Raw genomic sequence first — 21,428 nt, forward strand, 5'->3', positions numbered from 1 at the left:
TTTTTGCCGGACCATCAATTAGCCATTGTGTCCATGTCTGCTTTGCCCTTTATATCTTGCTTCACTTCACTTTTGTTTCTTTGATCATTATTCGGACTTAGGAGAGTGATCGTAGTAATGACGACAAAACTAGTAGCGAGCCCGTACAGGATTGGTTGAGTGGAGGAAGGTCCATTAATCACCAATCCGACAATAATAACGATCATGCTGGCCAGAATCGAGTAAAATGCCGCTGTAGCCGTGACCCTTTTCCAAAAGAAGCCAAGGATGATCGGAAAGAACACAGCACCGGATAAAATTGCGTAAGCTACATCCAATGCAACTAAAATATCTTGAATCCATATCGAAACGATTATGGTCAATACACCAATCGTTAAAGTTGTAATTCGGGATGTTTTTAAAAATTGACGTTCATTCATTCCCGGACCGATATATTTTTTAATGATGTCATTAACAACTAAAGTTGACGAAGCGAGCAAAGTTCCTGAAGCTGTGGACATTAGGGCCGAAACCACACTTGCAATGACAACCCCCAATAGGCCAGCAGGTAAAGTTTCCATCGCTATACTGGTAAATGCATTTTGGGGATCGCCTAAATCAGGAAGGATAATAAAAGCGCACATTCCAATGATACTGATTGCAATCGCATAAAAAACACTATATATTCCCGCTCCAACCGTTCCGCCACGAGAAACAGCTTTGGTTCGTGCGGTAAAAAGACGCTGCCAAATATCTTGGCCAACAACTACCCCTAGAGTAAATAGTAGGAAATATTGAAAAATTGTTTCTCCGCCAATGTTGCCTAATTCGAAATGTGAGGCAGGGAGATTTTCTTTAAGCGAGCCCCACCCTCCTGCCTTAGAGATGCTCATCGGAAGCATGACAAAGAAAATGCCGATCGTCATGATGACGAATTGCACGACATCAGTCATGGTGACTGACCACATACCTCCTAATATTGTATAAAATAATACGATCCCACCCCCGACTATCATGGAAACCGTTAAATTCCAGCCAGCCAAAACATGTAAAATCGTCCCCATCCCAATCACTTGCGTTACAGTCAGCATGAATGTATAGATAACAGAGACAAGTGCACTGATCAATCTTGTCTGAGAGTTGTAGCGCTTCTCAAGCATTTCACTGATCGTCAATACTTTTAAATTAAATATCTTATTTGTTAAAAACAACCCGATAGCGATTATGCCGAGCCCGATCATCACCACTAGCCAAATACCGGATATCCCAAACTGATAACCTAACTTTGCTGTCCCTAGAGTAGAAGCCCCCCCTAATATCACAGCAGCTAAACAGGATAAATACATAAAATGACCAAGATTACGTCCTGCCACAATGAAATCATCTGCTGTTTTTGCCCGTTTGGATCCGATTACTCCCACAATGATTAAAACAGAAAAATATAGAATCATGATCGATATATCCAAAATATGCATTTACACATCTCCTTTTGGGCTTGTATTGTTCTTTCGCTTTGTAAAGAGGGAAGAAAGGACTTCAGCGATTCCTTCCTTCTTTACAGTTAAATGAAGGAACTAATTGTTAAGCTGGGTTTCCAAATCTCCGACTCTCTCTTTTTTCTCCAGTTTCCCTTTTTTTGCGAGGGCGATGAGTGTGATGAATTCATAGACAATATTAGCGGCTGCGGCAGCCGTGATTTGTCCGTGATCGTATGATGGTAAAACCTCAACAAGATCGAATCCAACAAAATCTATATTCGTCAAGCCTCTCACCAAAGCCAAGGCATCATCAATGCTGGCACCGGACACTTCAGGGGTCCCCGTTCCCGGAGCATAGACCGGATCTAAAAAATCAATGTCAAAAGATAAAAACACCGGACCATTCGCAACACGCTCATGAATGACCCCCAGCATCTTTTCAACCCCGAGACGTTTATAATCGTTTGTCGTATAAACGCCCAAACCTAAATCCCGGGCATCTTGAAGATCTTCCGGTCCGTACAGTCCGCCCCTCATACCAATTTGAAGAGATCGCGATACATCGATGAGCCCCTCTTCTATTGCACGGCGAAAAACGGTTCCGTGATTATACTTTTGATCAAAATAACTATCCCAAGTATCAGAGTGAGCATCGAATTGAAGCAGGGCAACAGGTCCATGTTTTTTTACGATCGCACGTAACTCCCCTAGTGTAATGGAATGATCGCCTCCCAATGAAATGGGAATGATCCCTTTTTCAATGACGGGGGTAAGCTCTGCTTCGATTTTTTTATATGTTTCAGAAATATACCCCGGAATGATCGGGATATCCCCATAATCTATTCCTGATATATAGTCAAAAATATTAATATCTTGTTCTGGATTATAAGGACGTAAAAGGATTGAAAAATCGCGAATGGCCTCCGGTCCGAATCTCGCACCCGTTCTAAATGATTGCCCGGAATCAAAAGGAATCCCCGTAATGACAAAATCCATATGTTCATCTACCCGTTCAACAAACGGGAGCCGCATAAACGTACGCACTCCACAAAAACGGGGTGATTTGAATGAGTCTTTCGGTTGATACTTCATCATGTAACATCCTCCTAAATTCTAATTCTGCCATAATTTTTTTCACACCACTGCAATTGCAGCTGCCCTACAAACTTTCATCTTTTCTAATAGAATGGCTATGGAATTTCTATTTCTATCTATTACATAAGCAAGATTCAGGCCAACTATTTTGCTGTGGTATATGGGGCTTTTCGTCATTTTGTTTCATTCAACTGATTAAAAACTTAATCATTTTCTTGTTTTTTGATTTTTTTTTTGATTATTTGGACTTTTTGATTTATATTTTAATTAAACAGCATCCCAAAACCCAAAGGAGCGGAACTTATGTACGATGATATGCTGGAGGAAGAACTAAATAAGATTATTGAAACATCGAATAATAACATTCTCATTACCGATCAAGATGGGATCATTTTATATTCCAACCCAAAACTTTGGGAGATTTATGGTATGAAAAGTGACTCTTATATCGGTACCTCCGTCTATCAATTAGAAAGTGAAGGCCTTCTCACGCCTTCCATCAATGCGATCGTTTTAAAAGAAAAGAAAGCGAAGCGCATAATGCAAGAAACGAAAACGGGTCATGTTGTCATGTCGACAGGCTATCCCATTTTTAATAAGGAAGGACTTCTCGTTAGGGTAATCAGCTATGGTCAGGATCAAACCGAGATTTTGCAATTGCAGGATCAATTTGAGCAATTACAACGAAAAATAAAAGGCTATCAAACGGAAGTCGAGGATTTAAGAGAGAAGGAACTGGATTACCATTATTTGATTGCCAGAAGTAATGAAACGAAGCATATTTTAAAAACGATCCATAATGTTTCAAAAACCGATGCCACGATTCTCTTATTAGGACCTTCCGGTGTAGGGAAAAGCACTTTTGCCCGTGCTGTTCATGACCAAAGCAACCGAAAGAAAGAGCCTTTTATCGAAGTGAATTGCAGCACGATACCTGAAAGTTTGTTTGAATCAGAAATATTCGGCTATGAGCCGGGATCATTTACAGGGGCAAATAAACAAGGGAGGCAAGGCCTGATTGAGCAGGCTGACAGCGGGACGCTTTTCTTAGATGAAATCGGGGAACTCCCACTTGCCATGCAAGCTAAATTACTGAAAGTATTACAGGAAAAAAAGATAAAGCGCATCGGCGGAAAAAAAGAAAACCATATTAACTTCCGCCTGGTTGCAGCAACTAATCAAGATTTGAAGGAGATGGTAAGTCAAGGTAAGTTCAGATTGGACTTATTTTATCGTTTGAATGTGATTCCCATCCAAATACCGGCATTACATGAACGTAAAGAAGATATCCCTCTCTTAATTCAGCATTACTTACAGAAAACCAATGATAAATACCAGAAATTCAAAAAAATCCATCCATCGACTTATGAAATTTTGACTCATTATCATTGGCCCGGAAATATACGGGAATTAGAAAACTTAATTGAACGGCTAATCCTGACCATCGAAGAGCCCATTATATTTCCCGAACACCTTCCCCAATCCATCACAGGGCAAATAGAACAGCCTGAAGATTCCACCTTCCTGGCAATCGAACAGGAAGGTGAAGAGAATTTCGATTTAAAGAAGACACTGGAAAAGGTTGAAATGCAACTGATTGCAAAAGCATGGAAACAATGTAAAACCACATACGAAATGGCAGAACATTTAGGCATCAGCCAGCCAACAGTCATCTATAAATTAAAGAAATACAAAGAGTATTTGTAAATGCATCTGACTAAAATCCCTGTAAACCATGAATGGCCCTTAGCTAATTAAAGCTAAGGGCGCATTTTGAAGCCTTATATGACAGCAATTCGAAGTGAAACTATGAAGATTATCGACAATAATACCAATAAAAAGTCCCTCAAAAAAATCCACATTCAAGTTGAATGGGATTCAAAATATCACGTTTCCAAATTATTAAAGTTACATCTCACATTAATTCAAACGGATGATCGTCAGTGAAGCCCCTCACCAACTGTTAGCGACCAGTCACAACGGTAAACACAGTGTTGGTTCCATTCACTGTGAATGACCTGAATTTTGGTTACTTGGAAGCGTAAACCGATTGCCCCCACTTCTCCTGTTGTACCGGTTGATCCAGTAGCTCATTATTCCCTTTGTACGGTTGCACCTGTTACTTCCTGCTCCCTTTTCTTCACATTTCCATGATTGTCTCCATTTTAATGAAAATAAAAGATATTTTACTATATCAACAGAATTGGAATTACATATATCCTATTTTGAGTTGAATAAAAAAGAGGCACCCATAATGGGAGCCTGAATTTTTAGTGAAGGTAAGCCATTATATGTAAACGGTAACCATTCCGCATCCTTATGCTAACACGATGATTGAGAAATGGGATATTCCACCCAGTAACTTAGGAATATCTTTTCTATTGTACCGAATTTAACAGGCTAGCTTATAGTCGGTTATTTCACGGCCTTTTTTATAGCTTTCACTTCATATAATGATCCTTCCGAACTGACGATATATTCAGGCTTTGGTTTCCCAAGGTTCGCTTTATGGCCTGCGATATGGGCTTCACTCTTTTCCCACTGCTTCCAATGCGCCTCCGACTCCCAATTGATCATAATGATGACCTCTTCATCCCCGCGACGCACTTTTTTCACCATCACACTTAAATCGATGAACCCTTCCTGCTTTTCTATGATCCCTTCCCCACTGAACCGTTTTACTACTTGTTCTGCATTACCTTCTTTTACCACCATTTTTCTCATCTGGACGAACAATCTGAACAACTCCAATCGATATACTTATAATGAATCATTTTATTCGATAACGATTCTCATTGTCAATTATTGAGACTTCGACTTAAGTGCACTACTTAAAACTCCAAATCCAAAAACAAAATAAAAAATGGATCAGGAAGTTATGGCATATCTTCCTGACCCACTTTTTATTGTCATTCACCTTTTATCTTTAAGACTTTTAGGAACATAGTCATTCAGTTTATTAAATAAAGAAGTAATGTAGGAGCTGAGTTCGAAACGATCCTCCTGAACAAATTCAACTAACGACACTCCATTCTTTTTCATAACTTTTCCCCCTTTAGTTTTTATCCCGGTGCATAAACCTTTTCAGGGCACTAATACCAGTGAATTCTGCCATTTGCCGAAATCCATAACTTCTCTCCATTGTTTTCTTTATTTGATTATACAAGAAAGCGCTTACAATGTAAAATATTATAATACTAAAGATTGCTATTTAATTAGAATGTTCCAGTTATATAAAGCTACATATTTATATTTTTAAACTATGCTGGCCTTTTAGGTGCACTTTCTTAATCAATTACTACTTGTCTTGTTCACAGTGTATAAAATTTCATGAAATGCCCTTCAATATTTCAGTTAATCGCAGGAACTCTTCCTTATCACGATTTCTTAATGAGTGATCGATTTCTTTTTCGATTTGTGCTTTCCGGTAATCACTAAGGGCCTTTTTCAAAACCATTTCAGCCATCTCTTCAGGTTCAAGCGATGTTCCTGGCAATTGCTTCTCCATACGAAACCAACTCCTTAACCTTTTTTCTATTATACTAAATAACTTGGAGATTATTATTATTTATTAACTTCTCCTTTCCTCTTTTTTATTTCCTTATCCACATGATTTCCACTTTGCCACTCTTCCATACATAAAAAATACTAAATGATTTGAATTTAAAACTTTTCATTTTATCCGGGAATATCGAATCGTTTATTTCCATTACTTTAGAATTAATTATATTCCATTACAGGTGATTGGAGCTAAGTTATTCGCTTCATTTTTTTCAGAAAAGTCAGAAATATGTTGACCGGTATGGATAAGCCCTCTAAAATAATCTAAATAATCCAGTTTTTTACTTATATTCATTAACCATCATTTTTGTTCTTTTCGGCTTTATTATTGTTGAAAACAATTTTGATGAAAAACTTAGCATTAAAGGAGCATTTATCATGAAAAAAAGTCGAGTTCTTTTCGCAAGTTTAGCCGGTTCCGTTATTGAGTGGTATGATTTCTATTTATACGGGACAGCTACTGGCCTGGTTTTTACAACTCTATTCTTCCCCAATCATGATCCTGCCATTTCACTTCTTCTCGCCTTTGTCACTTTCGGGGCTGGTTACGCAGCCCGACCAATCGGGAGTATCCTATTCGGTCATATGGGTGATCGCATCGGACGGAAGGCAGCACTCATGTTCACCCTTATTGGTATGGGAGGGAGTTCAATGCTTATCGGTGTTCTGCCCACTTATGCCCAGGTTGGGTTGGCAGCCCCCGCCATCTTGGTGGTGCTGAGGTTAATTCAAGGGATTTCCTTGGGAGGTGAATGGGGCGGAGCCATCCTATTGGCAACGGAATCTGCTCCAAAGGGTGTCCGTGGGTTATATGGATCAATTCCCCAACTAGGGGTCCCCATCGGTTTGGTTGCCGGTTCGTTCAGCCTGACCCTTATCAGTTCCTTGACAACCGATGCCCAATTTTTATCTTGGGGTTGGCGGATTCCATTCCTTTTAAGCGGTGTACTGATTGCATTGGCAATCTGGGTAAGGAGTGGCATTGAAGAAACGCCGGAATTCCAACAGCAGAAAGATAGCGGCGATCTTGCGAAAGTTCCCATTATTGAAACGTTGAAACACGATTGGAGAAGTGTGCTGCAAGTGATCGGACTAAAAATTGGGGATGGGTTCTTCAATGTATTCATCATGTCCTATGTTCTCGTCTTTACTACACTGTATTTTGGTTATTCCCAAGAGTCAGCCTTGACCGGTTTAACGATTGGCTGCGCTACAATGCTAGTAACCATTCCTGTCATTGGTTACATTTCCGATTTTATCGACCGAAAAATCATCTATTTTGGGGGCCTGATTCTCCTTTTCATCTTGGCCATCCCATATTTCACAATGATCGGGCAAGGAGCCGGCTGGTTCTACTTTATGCAGGCAGTTGTACTCGGCGTCATCTGGGGAGCCATTTTTTCTACACAAGGGACGTTATTCTCGGAGCTCTTTCCAGCCAAGGTGCGTTATACAGGACTATCTGTCGGTTATCAGGTCGCGGCAGCCATTGCAGGTTTCGGTCCGCTGATCTGGACCACGATGGCGGAATCATATGGCCCATCCCCTCTGGTATTTGGCGGATTCATGATGGCAGGTCTCGCAATTTCCCTGGCGCTTTGTATATTATCACCGCATTTCAGCAGAAGGATCAAAAGTGATCAAACACTCAATCCACAAGAGCTGGATTTGAACTGATTCTAAAATCTAATAACAGAGGCTGCACGTCCTTTCACTTGGACAACCGGCCTCTGTTTTTTAGAAAGCACATACCTGTCTAAACTTCCTTAATTCCCACAATCTCCAAAAGATCGGTCAACGTCCGGATTTCATAGGTGGGGCTGATTCCCAGATTATTATCCTTTTGATGGGGATTGTACCAGCATGTATCCATTCCATAATTCAAGCCGCCCTGTATATCTGATGTCAAGGAGTCGCCCACTATCAACGCTTTCGATTTATCTGTAATCTTTAACTTCGTAAATGCATAATCAAAAATCCCTCTATCAGGCTTCTGAAACCCAGCCTCTTGGGAAACTATCAAAGTCTCAAACGTATTGCAAAGGCGTGACCCCCCTATTCTTGCTGTCTGCACTGTCGTGAAGCCATTAGTTATAATCGCCAGCCTGCATCCTCCAAGCTTCTCGCAAACCTCCAAAGCCCCGGGCAGAAGATGTATTTCCTTTCCCAAATGTCTTAGGTACACACGGCCGAACGCATCCGCATCGATATCAAGCCCATGCTTCAGGAACAACCGCTTGAACCTTTCCACTCCCAGATTTGCTAAATCAATAATCCCCTGTTCCAAATCCCTCCATAATACCTTACTGATTTCTTGGTAGCATCCCGCATAATCCTCCGCCCCTGTAGGCAAACCGAACTCTAAGAAAGCTTCATGCAGTGCATTTTTTTCCGATATTCCAAAGTCTAGCAATGTATCATCAACATCAAATAAGATAATCTCGTATTTCATCGCTGCCTCCATTATCATTTTAGTCCAACTTAACACATTTCCTTTAATTACGTATAACTTATTAGATACATGCTAAATAAATACTGCAAGCTTGGAAAACTACAAAAAGGACAGCTTCAAAGGCTATCCTTTTTTGTATGGTTCTTTATGGAGGATGACTCCTAATGGCAAACTGTTATCATATTTACTCTGTCATGACCATGGCGTTTATTCTATGACGCACAGCTATCATTTTAAATACCAACAGAAAATAAGAGACTTCCCTTTGCGGGCAAGTCTCTTATTTTTATGAAGAGCCAACTATTTTCTCTCCTCTCGGCTTTGTACTATTTGAGTCTGGTTCTCTTGTGATGCCAATTTGATTGAATTTATCATTAATGGACAGTTTGTATGTCAATGATCCTGTGCCTGCATCATCAGGCTTGAAAGTTCCTGCATTAGTCCGCTTTCCATCTTTCAGCAACCAAACCTGATACACCTCGGACTCTTGAAGGCTAGGCAAATTCTGAATTTGCACGATTAACCGTCTTTCTTCTCCTTGCTGCAAAATGTATGCAGAACCGTCCGTATTCATATTTACAGCCGTCTTATCGAAAGGCTGCAAAGATAGCGACGTTTTAACCTCCATTGGCAGATTGATGGCCGCAAGTTCTTTTTTCAGTTGAATATTGGAATATAACAGCACAAACGCAAAAACTAGCGCTGCCAACAAAAGACCTGAAGTTACTGGTGTAAACTGCTTAAAGAAAAAACGCCTCCAATTCTTTTCCCTTCTCACCGGAACTTCATCATCCGTCTCAAAGACAAAATTCATAACCTCTGATTTCAGGGAAGAAGAGGGTTCTTTTTCTTCGAAATCCCATTTCAATGACTTCCAGGCTTCCGTCATTTGTTCATACTCCCTAGTGCATTCAGAGCATTGTGTTAAGTGTTCCGCGAATGCTTTTTTTTCTTTTTCACCCAGTTCACCCGATAAAAATGAAAGCAGGTTAGCGCACTCTGTATTCATTTACAAACCACCTACTTCCAAATGCTTTTTCAATAATTTAAGCGACTGGTGAAGTCTGCTCTTGATGGTACCAACCGGTTCATTTTCAATTTTGGCAATTTCGGTTAACGAGTACCCTTTCCAATACAGTAAATCAATCAGTCTTTTTTGCGGCTTGCTTAACTTACTTTTTGCATTGGCAATTTCACTGTGTAATAGCCCATTTTCTATATCATTATTCGGATCTTCTATGTCAATTGGACGACTCATGTCCATGTGTTTATTATTCCGAATATGAACGCTGTCTTTACGGACATAATCCACACACACATTTCGTGTAACGGTCAAAAGCCAGCTTACAAAGTGCCCCTTTTCGGAATTGTAGCTGCTTTTTGTGGTCCAGAGCTTTAAAAAGACCAACTGCACAATCTCTTTGGTTTTATCAGGATTTCCATTTGTGAACTTAAAAATAAAACCATAGATTAATTTAATATGCCTGTCATAAAGTTCTTCCAGAGCAGGACGATGCTTTTTCATTACTAATGCCATCAATTCCTTATCAAGTTTTTCTTTCAATCGCACCTGCAACTCCTCACCAGTAAATTTGGAAAAAACGTGTAACAGGAACGACCATCAATGATCGTCCCTTTTTCTTATTTTGGAAAAACCGTCTTGTTATTTACAATATACCAAACATTTTTCACGCCTTCGCCATTGACATCTCCCGCTGCCTTATCATTCACAAAATAGTAGAGCGGAAAACCTTTGTACGTTACCTGCTCTTCCCCTGTATCTTCCCTTTCAATGGTTCCAAAGTCTTTTTCCTCAAATCCTTTTGGAACAGCAAAATCCCTTTCCATGAACGGCGGCCATTTTTTCAGACAATCACCGATGCAATTGCTTTTTCCTGATTTATCATTCTTGAAAAAGTAAAGTGACATTCCCTTCGAATCAGCCAAGTATTCGCCTGTTGTTTCACTTTCCATTAATTTTAGGGTTTCTGCTTTTTCATCGGCAGTACCACTAACCACTTGATCATTTTGGGATGAATCATTAGCTTCATTTCCACATGCCGCCAAAGCTAGAACCATCATAAAAACTGTAAATACCATCCACTTTTTCATATACTCTCACTCCTCGTCAATTTACTTCCATCCCCATTTTTGAAATACTTGATGGGATTCTTCCGTTTTAAGATAATCAATGAATTGTTTTGCCTTTTTCTTGTTTTCACTCTTACTCGTTATGCTTATCGGGGTTCCTCTATAGAGCTTGTCTTCCTCAGGGAGCCGAACCAGGTCCGTCACATCCGCCAGACGGTAATGCCAGGATTCATATGTGATCCAAGCGTCCAATTTTGAATTTGCCTTCCATAGATCGATAGCTTCAGCACTGGACTTCACTGAAATGTCAATATTCCTGCTAATTCCAGGAATCAATCCTTTCCTTCCAGCCAAATCTTCCCATAGCCCCAGTTGCCCAGCTCCATTAACATCCACAATCTTTACGCCCTTATTCGTTAAATCCTCCAGGGACTGTATATTCTTTGGGTTTCCTTTTCTAACCAGGATGCCAGCTGACCGTGTATACAATTCTGTACGATTTTTTTCTTCAAGGACCTCCGGATGATCATGCATAAAATCTGTTAGCATATACTCCGACCCTCCATAAATGATATCCGCATCCCGTTTGGCTTGATCAATCCATTTTTCTTCGGGTCCCGCTGTTACTTCAACTTTTATCCCGGTTTCTTTGGTGAATTGTTCCGCCACTTCCTTGATTGGTCCAAGAGGTCCACCTGGTCCATATACTTTTACGACGTCGTTGACAGCTTGCCCCCGTTTCGCACCCATTTCCGGTGAAAATCCTAACAGTACTAGCATCAATGATATCCACCCGATAAAAATGACCTTTTTCAAGTCTATTCTCTCTCCCTTCTAAAAAGCCTTTGTACTATAGATAACGGGACAAACTTCAAATCGGTTTGAAAAAAATTGTTAATTATTTATAACTTGCAGCAAAGCACACTGATGATTTCTAGTTTTTCACTTTTTCTCTCAACAAAAAAACCATTCGAAAACGGAATGGTTGCAGACTGTGGACAAACTCCTTAGTAATTGAGTTTGTCTACTATTTGGCTTATAAAAATTTGACGTTTTGGAATGTAGAGCCCTGCTTTCCACGGGCGCCCCTCCCCACTCAGGTGTCTCGAACACCCGCTCAAATCACCTTTGTTTCAAAATTAAAATAGAGCTCTTTCTACCAGCTTTCATGCACATACTCTTTCAAGTCTCTTAAAACAAGTGGCAGAAAAGGTTAGTTTGAATTGCTTCCCTTTCTCTGTCTTTTTCTTTTCCTCACAACAGCAATCACCAACAATAACAGAGGAATAATCGTTTGCATCAAAATTCCATGAAACGGGAAGGCGATGACATCATATCGACTGACAGCCATAGAGCTAGGATACGACCAAAAGCTGAATTCTACAATCAATATCCCTATAGGCCATACAACAGAACGATAGTCGGAGAGATTCAGCCACTGCGCGGTACCTAAAGCAGCCGCATAATAAAACACGGAAATTTTGACAAACGCTCCTACTATCCATACGGCCATGATGGCGGACTCCAAATGTTCAAAAAAGTCGGCCAAACTGATGTACCGAGATACATTCATCACGGGATAATTCTTTGTGGATGTTGTTGACCCGAGTATAAAAAGAACCATAAGATTCACCACAATCAACGTAATCATCACGGCAAAAACAGACATCATCCCGGATTTCATCCCTTTTTTCATATCGGTTAAAAAAGGGAGGAAAAAAATCATCAGAAAAAATTCACTGAACCATCCACCCGGTACAATCGAGCCCTTGATTGGAGGCATAATTCCATTCCCCAATATCGGGAATATATTCTTAAATTCAAGATCAGGGCCCAGGAGGACGATTAAAATTAGGATTGGAAAGATAAAAACGGGAACCAACAATTGGGCAGCTCTCCCCATCACCTCTATCCCTCCGCGTACGATAAAGGCACAAAGGAGTACCATCGTTGCCATGATCACGCTAATCGGGGTTTTGACCAAAAAAGAGTCGACAATGAATTCTCCGTAACTTCTTAGGATTTGCCCTGTGATCGGGATATAAAAAAACAAGAATAAAAAGCCGAGAATTTTCCCCGGAATCCGACCAATGATCTGTTCACTGAATTGGATAACCGTTTGTTTCGGATAAAGTTTGTGCAGTTTATAAGTGATATAAACCGTCGCATACCCGATGAGAGACGCCAAAATGGGGGAAAGCCATAAATCAGTTTTAGCATATTTCGCTGTGATGCTTGGAACACCGAGAACAGCCGTTGCCACAATCGTTGGATACATCATGAATGCCATCTGTAAAGATGAAATTTTTCCTTTCTCCATCATCTTCCTCCTTTCCGTGATAGTATGTAAATTTGAAATCACAAAGCCCACTGATAGTTTTACTTTTTCATAAACTCTTCAATCGGCTTAAAAAAGAGTTTCAATCCATTCGACTGGTTTCGGTTCCTTTACGATTTCTTTTCCTTACAACAGCAATCGCCAACAATAACAGAGGAATAATCGTTTGCATCAAAATTCCTTGTAACGGAAAGACGTTGACATCATTACGAATGACTTCCATGGAGCTTGGCAACGACCACAAACTGAATATGACAATAAAAATCCCAACCGGCCATACAATAGGTCGATAGCTGGAGAGATTCAGCCACTGCGCTGTACCTAAAGCACATGCATAATAAAAAACGGAAATTTTCACAAACGCCCCTACGATCCATACCGCCATGACGGCGGACTCTACATGTTCAAAAAAGTCGGCCAAACTGATGTATCGAGATACACTCATCACCGGGTAAAGTTTTGTGGATGTGGTTGCCCCGAGTATAAAAATAACCGTCAGATTCACCACACTTAACGTCATCATCACGGCAAACACAGTCATCATCCCGGATTTCATCCCTTTTTTCATATCCTTCAAAAAAGGAAGAAGAAAAATGATCAGGAAAAACTCGCTGAACCATCCACCCGGTACAATCGCACCCTTGATTGGAGGGATTATACCATCCGCCAATACCGGAAATATATTCTTGAATTCAAGATCAGGAATCAGCAAGAGGATTAAGATACAGATTGGAAAAATGAAAACAGGTACAAACAATTCAGCAGCTCTCCCCAACACTTCTATTCCCCCACGTACAATGAAAGCACACAGAAGCACCATCGATGCCATGATCACACCAATCGGGGTACGTACAAGAAAAGAGCCTACAAGAAATTCTGCGTAGCCTCTAACGAGTAGCCCCGTGTTCTGGATATAAAAAAATAAGAGTGAAAAACCGAGAATTTTACCCGGAATCCGACCAATGATCTTTTCAGTGAATTGGAAAACCGTTTGTTTTGGATAAAGTTTGTGAAGTTTATAAGCGATATACACCGTCAGATACCCTATGAGCGCAGCAAAAATGGGGGAAAGCCATAAATCAGTTTTGGCATATTTGGCGGTGATGCTTGGAACTCCGAGAATAGCCGTTGCCACAATCGTCGGGTACATCATGAATGCCATCTGCAGAGATGTAATTTTTCCTTTCTCCATCATCTTTCTCCTTTCTGTGATAGTATGAAAAATTGAAATCACGTAACCTTCTGCTAGATTCACTTTTCCATAAACTCTCCAAACGGCTTAAAAAGAGTTTGAATCCATTCAGTGGGTCCTGACATCTGTGGGAGATTGAACATGGACAAAGCCAAGCCAGTGAGGAGCAGTGTAAGAAATGCCACTTTATCTTTTTTAGGATTTTGTTTCATTTTCGGCCATTCATACAAAATGATTAGCGTTACAATCGCAGCTGTAAACAAAAATGCCCCCCATCTCACTTGTCCTTCACCTCTTTCTCAGACAAACCCGCCGGTTTGTTTATATAGCCCTGTCTTCGAATATGGGCCGCAACATCGATTTCCACTTCCATTTCCGCGAATATCTCATCCCAGTGGTTTTCGATTTTATTAAACTGTTTAGGATATTTCCTATAGAAATCTTTACCTAACCCTAAAATGTCCGCTTTCTTATGCTGAATATGCAGAAAAGCCATCTCGATGCGTTTCTCTATATCTTTTTGATATACTCGTTCTGCAGCTTTTAGAGACTTAGGATTTGAAAGGTTTAAATTCGTTCCATTTTGTATGACAGCTCCATCTGTATTTATCTTTACCAATAATTTCCATTTACCACTGATAATTTGCGGAATGATCTTGACTTTGGCTGACACTGGACTTAAAGATATCTCCCCTTTCTCCTCTTTGGGTTTTATGGTCACGGTATATGATTCCACTTCATCCCTTAACCACAATAGCCCTCTAGTTTCCTTTTCAGTCATCGTTCCAGTCATTTTATCTTTTTTGAACACGGCCGTTCCGAAAATGTAAGGAATCCCCTGTAATTTCGTTTGCCCTTTACCTGGAGGAGATATTTTAATGAATGGAAGTGCTGCCGCTTGAGGCCTACCCGTTAACATTTCATCCAAATCCTGCAGTGTGACCAGCATGCCAATATGTAAATCGGATAGTTCTCTAAGCACTTCCCCTGAATAGTTTTCCAGGGGTGGCAAAGATTCAAGGATAGGCTTTGCTTCCCCTTTGCTGACATACACATTTGCTTTCTCTCTTGGCTGCGGATGGCGCAGCAAAAAATCCAGCTGCTCTTTAATTCCTTCCTTCGCTAACTTTTCACCGAATACAAAAACTTTACAATGTCCCCAAAATACTTTTCGCGGAAGCTTGCTTTGCAGCTTAGACAATGCATCTGAAATATTGGAGCCTTTTTCAAATCTCACCATTGTCGTAGCCCCACTCCCCCCCTGACTGCTCCCTCCTTGACCGCCTCCACTGCTTATTGAACTTGGAATAAAGACTTGGACGGATAGTTCGATTTGATCATTACCCTTCTTATCGATGGCGGCGGCTGTGACAATCGCCAAGTCAGTGATTTCTATTCGATCCCAACAACCGCTTAGAAAAGTCGTTGTTCCACAAATAAAGAGCAAAAGAAGGACATGTTTCATGAAATGACGCCTCTTTCCTTTCTCTAATATGCTTTTTCGCCTCCAGCCATTATTCACTCCTCTTCACTCCCCCTTTTTGGATTTGGACTCTGTTCCGGGGCTTGACGGTATACATTAGAATCCCCTGTTAGATGCGGGCGTGTATCCATCTTCCACCAAGGAGCTCTCCACAGCACATCTTTCAGCTCTTGACCTTTTAACGGCGCCAGTGGCGCTAAGTATGGAACGCCAAAGGACCGCAAACTGCATAAGTGAATGACTATGGCGATGATTCCCATCATGATGCCAAGCAGTCCTAAAGTACCGGCAAGCAGCATCATTGGGAAACGCAGCATCCGGAAAGCAATTCCGGCAATATAGCGAGGCATCATAAAAGAAGCGATTCCCGTAATTGCAACCACAATGACCATTGGGGCTGAAACCAATCCCGCTTGTACGGAAGCTTGACCAATAACTAGCGCTCCAACAATGCTGACAGCGGAACCTACCTGCTTCGGCAATCGAACCCCTGCCTCTCTTAGTGCTTCAAACGTAATTTCCATAGCCAATGCCTCTACTATTGCAGGAAAAGGGACCGATTCCCGGGATGCCGCTACGCTTAACAGGAGTGCGGTTGGGACCGCCTCATGATGGAATGTCAAAATAGCAACATAAAGTGATGGAAGCAAAAGGGATAATCCCATAAAAAAATATCGTAACCAACGGATAAAAGTGCCTGCCATAAAACGTTGAGCATAATCCTCTTGTGATTGAATCAAAGAAAAGAAGGTTATTGGTGCAATTAATGTAAAAGGGGTTCCTTCAACAAGAATGACAGCTCGTCCCTCCAGCAAGCTGGCACAGGCTACATCCGGACGTTCTGTTGACATGATTTGAGGGAAAGGTGAATACGGATTGTCCTCGATCATTTCCTCGATGTACTCGCTTTCTAAAATTCCGTCTATTTTAATTCGTTCCAACCGAGTTGTAATCTCTTCAATCAGTGTTTTATCCGCAAGTCCATCAATATAAGCAATCGAAACATTCGTCCTGGTATAAGTTCCGATCTTCATCGATTGTATTTTAAGGGCAGGACTTTTAATAATACGTCGCAATTGGGATGTATTTACCTCTAGGGATTCAATAAACCCCTCTCGTGATCCCCTAACTCCTCCCTCTGCCACAGGTTCTTCAATGGCCCGCTTTTCCCATTTGGACAATCCTAAAGAAAATCCATCGCTATCCCCTTCATATAGAAGGATCGGGTTTCCAGAGGAAATCGATTCAATGCAATCCGCCAACATATTTACTTTCACCACTTTAGGAACGGGCATTTTATGTTCAATAAATTCATTTAATTGTTGTGGTTCTTTTGATGACTCCTGCATGAGTGGAGATAGCACATATTGCTCTATTGCCTCGATGTCCGAGAGTCCCGCAATGTAAATAAGCATCGCCCTCGTCTTTCCGAAAAGTAAGAACGAACGGAACATGACATCCGAGCAATTATCATAAACAGAACGAAGTGTTTCTACATTTAGACTGAAATTCGCATCAAGTGCATCTGCAGGCTTGGAATCTAGGTAATTATTTTGCATCAGGGATTTTTTTACTTTCTTATTTCTTAATAATTTGCCTATATTACGAATCAAGCTGGTTACCCCCATTTTTTTGCAGGTCGCTCTAACTCCATTTTTCTATGTTTCTTCATTTAGGGTATTTTATACAGAAAATCCTGTGCCCGGCATGAACTTAATTTTCTTTAGCAGAATTGAAAAGCTATGTTATTAGTTGATTTTGAATAAACCGTAAACTCTTGTGATATCCTGTTTGTAATTAATAACTAAGGGGTATATCAAAAATCGAGGCTACATATTAAAATACTGTCTCTGGCTAAATATTGTTTTTTGAACAAGCTACACAAGACCATAAAATAGGGGTTATTTTTTAAAGATGGATATTCGCTTTAAAATACCTCTTTTTTTCTTTTTAAATAAGTTTCATGGGCAAGCAGACTAAAACGATAAGGGAGATCCTATGTCATTCTTAATCACATTGCTCGGATTATTGGTGTCCACAATAATCGCTACAATATTAAATGCCATATGGCCCCGTATTCCACTACCGATATATCAGATATCCATGGGTGCAGTGCTTTCATTATTGCCATTTCAATTATCGTTGGATTTTCATTCAGAATTATTCATGATCTGTGTTATTGCTCCGTTACTCTTTACAGAAGGAAAAAATACGTCCCGAAAAGAAATGCTTGAATTGCGTAAGCCTATTCTGTTATTGGCCTTTGGGTTAGTATTTGTGACTGTTTTTGCAGGAGGTTTTTTCATCCACTGGTTAATACCTGAAATGCCGATGGCTGTTGCCTTTGCTTTAGCAGCTACAATTACCCCTACGGATGCTGTAGCGGTACAATCGATTACAAAAGGATTGAAATTGCCCGGTAATATGATGCCCATCCTTGAAGGTGAATCACTTTTCAATGATGCTGCTGGAATCGTGGCTTTTAAAGTTGCCCTGGCAGCTGCCTTAACTGGAGCATTTTCTATAAAAGATGCTTCGCTTAATTTTATATTTGTAGCTATAGGCGGTATTTTCATAGGTATCCTATTGGGCTACTTAATCGTTAAATTACGATTATTTTTACGGGTTCATGGACTTGAAGAAATCTCCATGTCTATTGTTATTGAGCTAATTACGCCTTTTGTCATATATATGGTAGCTGAAGAATTCCATGTTTCCGGAATCTTGGCAGTGGTTGCCGCAGGTGTTATTCATGGCATCGAGCGGGATCGCCTTCAGAATTCCACAACTAAATTGCAAATTGTATCATCTAATACATGGTCTGTATTAGGTTATGTTTTGAATGGACTTGTATTTGCTTTATTAGGATTTATGTTGCCGAGTGTTTATCAGGAAATTGAGTCGAACATAAGTAGGGGTAATCTTTTTGGGATTAGTGTTTTGATTGTTCTTTTATTATTGGTGATCCGTTTTATTTGGGTATACATTCTGCATGATACTTTTACGAAAAACAGAGTGAATCCATTAGAGCAATTCATTATGTCCAGGGTCCACCCAGAAGATAGCGAGGACACTGATGAGGAGAATGTTTCAAGACCACGATTTGCATTTTTGACATCCGTTAGCGGCATTCATGGAACCATTACATTAGCTACAGCTTTATCCATACCATATTTTATGCCAGATGACACTTTATTCCCGATGCGTAATACAGTCTTGTTCATCGCAGCTTGCGTTATATTGTTAAGCGTCACATTGGCTACGGTTCTCTTGCCATTACTGGTAAAGACACCGATTGAATTCAAAGATGAACGCCTAACCTCTGAGGAGGCTTATGAAATTGTTTTAAATAAAACGATCGATCAGCTAAGCAAAGAAGCAACCATGGATAATCAGAAAGCTATCAATCAAGTGATAGAAGATTTGAATGAACAACTGATTGATTTGGAACGGGGAATCACGAACAGACCCGATAATCGGACAATACGCGATTTAGTGGAGCAAGGGACCAAAAAGGAATTGGAAGTCGTTTCTGGATTAGTCGAAAAAGGAACTATATCTGAAACAGCCTTAGAACTTTATAAAGTGTATCTTTCAAGAACCATAAATTATATGCAAAAATCTTCGCTGAAAAGGGCTTGGATCAATTTGCAGGCGATTCTTTTCAAGAAAAAGATCAATGTCAAATGGGATAAGAAATGGGAAGCGAAATTAGAGGACTCCTTCGTTAAAAATGCGGACCTGATCCGGGAGTTTCGTAAAGCCCAAAAAGAAGCTTCAAAGGAAGCCATTTCATTGCTCAAACAACAAACTACACCTGAAAACCGTCATGAAGTGATGCTTGTCATTCAAAGATATAATCGTTATTTGAATCCATTCGGAACATTAAGTGAAAAAGAAGCACATCGCTTTGAAGAGATGGTGAGTCATTTTCAGTTGATTGCAATGCAACTCGAACGTGATATCATTCAACAAATGGTTGAAGATGATCAAATATCCATGCAAACAGCAACTGAGCTTAGACAAAACTTAATCTATGATGAAATGATAATGATACAAAGTTAAGAAATGTTAGAGACACCGTTACGACAGGGAGCGGTGTCTCTTTATTTAAATCCACAACCGCTCTCAATTCCTTCTTTTATCAAGTCCATCATTCAATATTTTCACTTGGAAGCGAAAGTAGAGATAGAATACGGTCCAGATGAACATATAGAAAGGTATGAAAATCCCAATTCCTATAGCCAATCCTTTTAAGCTGAATGGAATCCAACCAACAAAGAAAGATAATAGGAAGTAAAGAATGCTGACAGTAAGGAAGTGCAGAATGGTTTGAGATAACAAACTCCATTTTTCATTTTCAAAGAAGATTGTTGCCGTGCTGAAGAACCAGCCACATAATATGCAGCCTATCGCGTTTTTTACAAATATTCCACTTTCTAATGCAGTGACCTCCCCAAAAGCGATCACTCCAAAACACGTCAGCACCATCACGAGTGCCCCAAAGCAAATCCCAACAAAGCTACGGAATAATAGTGTTTTCATCATAATCCCTTCCTTTTCCATTGAAATGCTTTCTTGATTCCTTGAACATAGTGCCGAGAAACATATTCTTTTTCCCCTGATCGGAAATACACACATAAGGTTCCGTTGAAAGATGCCTCGAATCTGCTTAACTCATCTAAATTGGCAATCACTGACTTGGACAATCGCACGAATTGATTACCAGGAAGGTCCCTTTCCAGTTCATATAACCTTTCTTTCATTTCGAAAGTCCCCTGTTTCGTCCGCACCATTATGGAATCTTGCTCTGTAAATAAACAGATAATTTCCTCTGCCCGAAATACGTGCTGCATTTCTTCTTTCCTGCCAACAAAATACGGTCTTTTCTTTTCCTTCAAACGCTCCATCAGTTCCTGGACTTCCTCATTCCATTCGTGATTTCTGATAAGCACCTCTATCGCCTTGATCTCCTTATCTATCTCTACGTTTATTTTCAACTCTGCGACCTCCCTTTGCTTATAATGTAAGTATATTGATATTTTTGACAATTCGCTTGTGATTTCCGGTTACATGTAACTTTACAGTGATAACATGCTTGAAATGGATACTCAGATACACTAAATAACCGTCCAAATAATTGGACGGCCCTTTAATACAAAAAATTTTGTTCTGCTTTTGAATCCGTTTTTATCAGTCAGCTTACTATTGACCTGTTCCAAGGGTCCGGATCACTCTTTGCTTGTAAAAGTGCTTGGCATCACCACAGCGATTACCTCTCCACGAGCACAAAGTTTATCGATGGCAAATACCTCTGTTTCGATTCTCCATTTCTTTGGATGAACCTCATGAATGGTCCCAACGGCTGTTAATGGCACATCATTTGGGGTTGGCTTTACGAATTCCACTTTCAGTGATGCAGTCACAAACCTGGGAGGCTCCACCCCATCTCCAACTTCATGCCCATTTTTACGATGCATTGCCAATGCAGCGGAGCCTGTTCCATGACAATCAATTAAAGAAGCAATCAAGCCTCCATAAACAAATCCAGGAATTGCGATATGCTCTGGACGTGGTGTATAAATTGTCCTTGTTTGCTCGCCTTGCCAACCGGTTCGAAAGTGATGACCCTCTTCGTTTAAACGACCGCATCCATAACACCATGCAAATGCATCTGGATAATCATCTTGAATCGCTTTTATCACAATCTCCTCCATCATCTCTCCTCCTTTTTCAGAATATTATAACATCAATAAAGA

The 21,428-nt window shown here is 40.3% G+C and carries 21 protein-coding genes; 3 read left to right on the top strand and 18 right to left on the bottom strand.

Features of this window, described 5'->3' with window-relative positions; translation table 11 throughout:
* Positions 1-14: 14 nt before the first annotated feature.
* The gene (locus ACYP5M_RS23705) at positions 15-1,454 is read right to left on the bottom strand and encodes a sodium:solute symporter family protein (RefSeq protein WP_434167847.1); all 1,440 of its coding nucleotides are present in this window, start codon (positions 1,452-1,454) and stop codon (positions 15-17) included.
* Positions 1,455-1,553: 99 nt separating this feature from the next.
* Complete coding sequence (gene speB, locus ACYP5M_RS23710; RefSeq protein WP_101223388.1) at positions 1,554-2,552, bottom strand: agmatinase; 999 nt, start codon at positions 2,550-2,552, stop codon at positions 1,554-1,556.
* Between the two features lie 303 nt (positions 2,553-2,855).
* Here speB and ACYP5M_RS23715 point away from each other — a divergent pair, with 303 nt between their 5' ends.
* Positions 2,856-4,259, top strand: a complete 1,404-nt coding sequence (locus tag ACYP5M_RS23715) for a sigma-54 interaction domain-containing protein (RefSeq protein ID WP_260359183.1) — start codon at positions 2,856-2,858, stop codon at positions 4,257-4,259.
* 708 nt (positions 4,260-4,967) lie between these two features.
* On the opposite strand, the gene ACYP5M_RS23720 is transcribed toward ACYP5M_RS23715, so the two are convergent.
* From ACYP5M_RS23720 to ACYP5M_RS23730, 3 genes are all read right to left on the bottom strand, one after another.
* Positions 4,968-5,288 (bottom strand): antibiotic biosynthesis monooxygenase family protein, encoded by a 321-nt coding sequence (locus tag ACYP5M_RS23720; protein WP_053533860.1) that lies wholly within the window; start codon positions 5,286-5,288, stop codon positions 4,968-4,970.
* Positions 5,289-5,465: 177 nt separating this feature from the next.
* On the bottom strand, positions 5,466-5,594 hold the full coding sequence (locus ACYP5M_RS23725; RefSeq protein ID WP_260359184.1) for a hypothetical protein: 129 nt from the start codon (positions 5,592-5,594) through the stop codon (positions 5,466-5,468).
* A 286-nt stretch (positions 5,595-5,880) separates the two neighbouring features.
* Positions 5,881-6,060, bottom strand: coding sequence for an IDEAL domain-containing protein (locus ACYP5M_RS23730; protein ID WP_137019900.1), 180 nt, complete (start codon positions 6,058-6,060; stop codon positions 5,881-5,883).
* 431 nt (positions 6,061-6,491) lie between these two features.
* Between ACYP5M_RS23730 and ACYP5M_RS23735 the strand changes: the two genes are divergently transcribed.
* Complete coding sequence (locus ACYP5M_RS23735) at positions 6,492-7,790, top strand: MFS transporter (protein WP_434167849.1); 1,299 nt, start codon at positions 6,492-6,494, stop codon at positions 7,788-7,790.
* A gap of 79 nt (positions 7,791-7,869) precedes the next feature.
* On the opposite strand, the gene ACYP5M_RS23740 is transcribed toward ACYP5M_RS23735, so the two are convergent.
* The 10 genes from ACYP5M_RS23740 to ACYP5M_RS23785 form a co-directional block, all read right to left on the bottom strand.
* Entirely contained in the window at positions 7,870-8,565 is a 696-nt protein-coding gene (locus ACYP5M_RS23740; RefSeq protein ID WP_434167850.1) for a YjjG family noncanonical pyrimidine nucleotidase, read from the bottom strand.
* Between the two features lie 286 nt (positions 8,566-8,851).
* A complete protein-coding gene (locus tag ACYP5M_RS23745) occupies positions 8,852-9,574 on the bottom strand; it encodes an anti-sigma factor domain-containing protein (protein ID WP_434167851.1) in 723 nt (240 codons plus the stop codon).
* Positions 9,575-10,129 carry an RNA polymerase sigma factor gene (locus tag ACYP5M_RS23750; RefSeq protein ID WP_434167852.1) on the bottom strand — a complete coding sequence of 185 codons (555 nt, stop codon included), beginning with the start codon at positions 10,127-10,129 and terminating at the stop codon, positions 9,575-9,577.
* A 77-nt stretch (positions 10,130-10,206) separates the two neighbouring features.
* Positions 10,207-10,677: a COG4315 family predicted lipoprotein gene (locus tag ACYP5M_RS23755; RefSeq protein WP_434167853.1), complete on the bottom strand. Its 471-nt coding sequence runs from the start codon at positions 10,675-10,677 to the stop codon at positions 10,207-10,209.
* Positions 10,678-10,698: 21 nt separating this feature from the next.
* Complete coding sequence (locus ACYP5M_RS23760) at positions 10,699-11,406, bottom strand: extracellular solute-binding protein (protein WP_459735599.1); 708 nt, start codon at positions 11,404-11,406, stop codon at positions 10,699-10,701.
* A 463-nt stretch (positions 11,407-11,869) separates the two neighbouring features.
* Positions 11,870-12,976, bottom strand: coding sequence for a GerAB/ArcD/ProY family transporter (locus tag ACYP5M_RS23765; protein WP_434167854.1), 1,107 nt, complete (start codon positions 12,974-12,976; stop codon positions 11,870-11,872).
* 100 nt (positions 12,977-13,076) lie between these two features.
* Positions 13,077-14,186, bottom strand: coding sequence for a GerAB/ArcD/ProY family transporter (locus tag ACYP5M_RS23770; RefSeq protein WP_434167855.1), 1,110 nt, complete (start codon positions 14,184-14,186; stop codon positions 13,077-13,079).
* A 59-nt stretch (positions 14,187-14,245) separates the two neighbouring features.
* Positions 14,246-14,449 (bottom strand): hypothetical protein, encoded by a 204-nt coding sequence (locus ACYP5M_RS23775; RefSeq protein ID WP_434167856.1) that lies wholly within the window; start codon positions 14,447-14,449, stop codon positions 14,246-14,248.
* A 14-nt stretch (positions 14,450-14,463) separates the two neighbouring features.
* Positions 14,464-15,651, bottom strand: a complete 1,188-nt coding sequence (locus tag ACYP5M_RS23780; protein WP_434167857.1) for a Ger(x)C family spore germination protein — start codon at positions 15,649-15,651, stop codon at positions 14,464-14,466.
* 53 nt (positions 15,652-15,704) lie between these two features.
* Positions 15,705-17,297, bottom strand: coding sequence for a spore germination protein (locus ACYP5M_RS23785; RefSeq protein ID WP_459735589.1), 1,593 nt, complete (start codon positions 17,295-17,297; stop codon positions 15,705-15,707).
* Positions 17,298-17,667: 370 nt separating this feature from the next.
* Between ACYP5M_RS23785 and ACYP5M_RS23790 the strand changes: the two genes are divergently transcribed.
* Positions 17,668-19,734: a Na+/H+ antiporter gene (locus ACYP5M_RS23790; protein WP_434167859.1), complete on the top strand. Its 2,067-nt coding sequence runs from the start codon at positions 17,668-17,670 to the stop codon at positions 19,732-19,734.
* A 63-nt stretch (positions 19,735-19,797) separates the two neighbouring features.
* Here the strand turns inward: ACYP5M_RS23790 and ACYP5M_RS23795 are convergent, their stop codons facing one another.
* The 3 genes from ACYP5M_RS23795 to ACYP5M_RS23805 form a co-directional block, all read right to left on the bottom strand.
* Complete coding sequence (locus ACYP5M_RS23795; protein WP_459735590.1) at positions 19,798-20,214, bottom strand: DUF3021 domain-containing protein; 417 nt, start codon at positions 20,212-20,214, stop codon at positions 19,798-19,800.
* A complete protein-coding gene (locus ACYP5M_RS23800) occupies positions 20,214-20,669 on the bottom strand; it encodes a LytTR family DNA-binding domain-containing protein (protein ID WP_101223402.1) in 456 nt (151 codons plus the stop codon). Before ACYP5M_RS23800 ends, ACYP5M_RS23795 begins: the two co-directional genes overlap by 1 nt.
* A 231-nt stretch (positions 20,670-20,900) precedes the next feature.
* On the bottom strand, positions 20,901-21,386 hold the full coding sequence (locus ACYP5M_RS23805) for a PaaI family thioesterase (protein ID WP_101223403.1): 486 nt from the start codon (positions 21,384-21,386) through the stop codon (positions 20,901-20,903).
* Between the last annotated feature and the right edge of the window lie 42 nt (positions 21,387-21,428).

Source organism: Peribacillus sp. N1, from assembly GCF_054600815.1.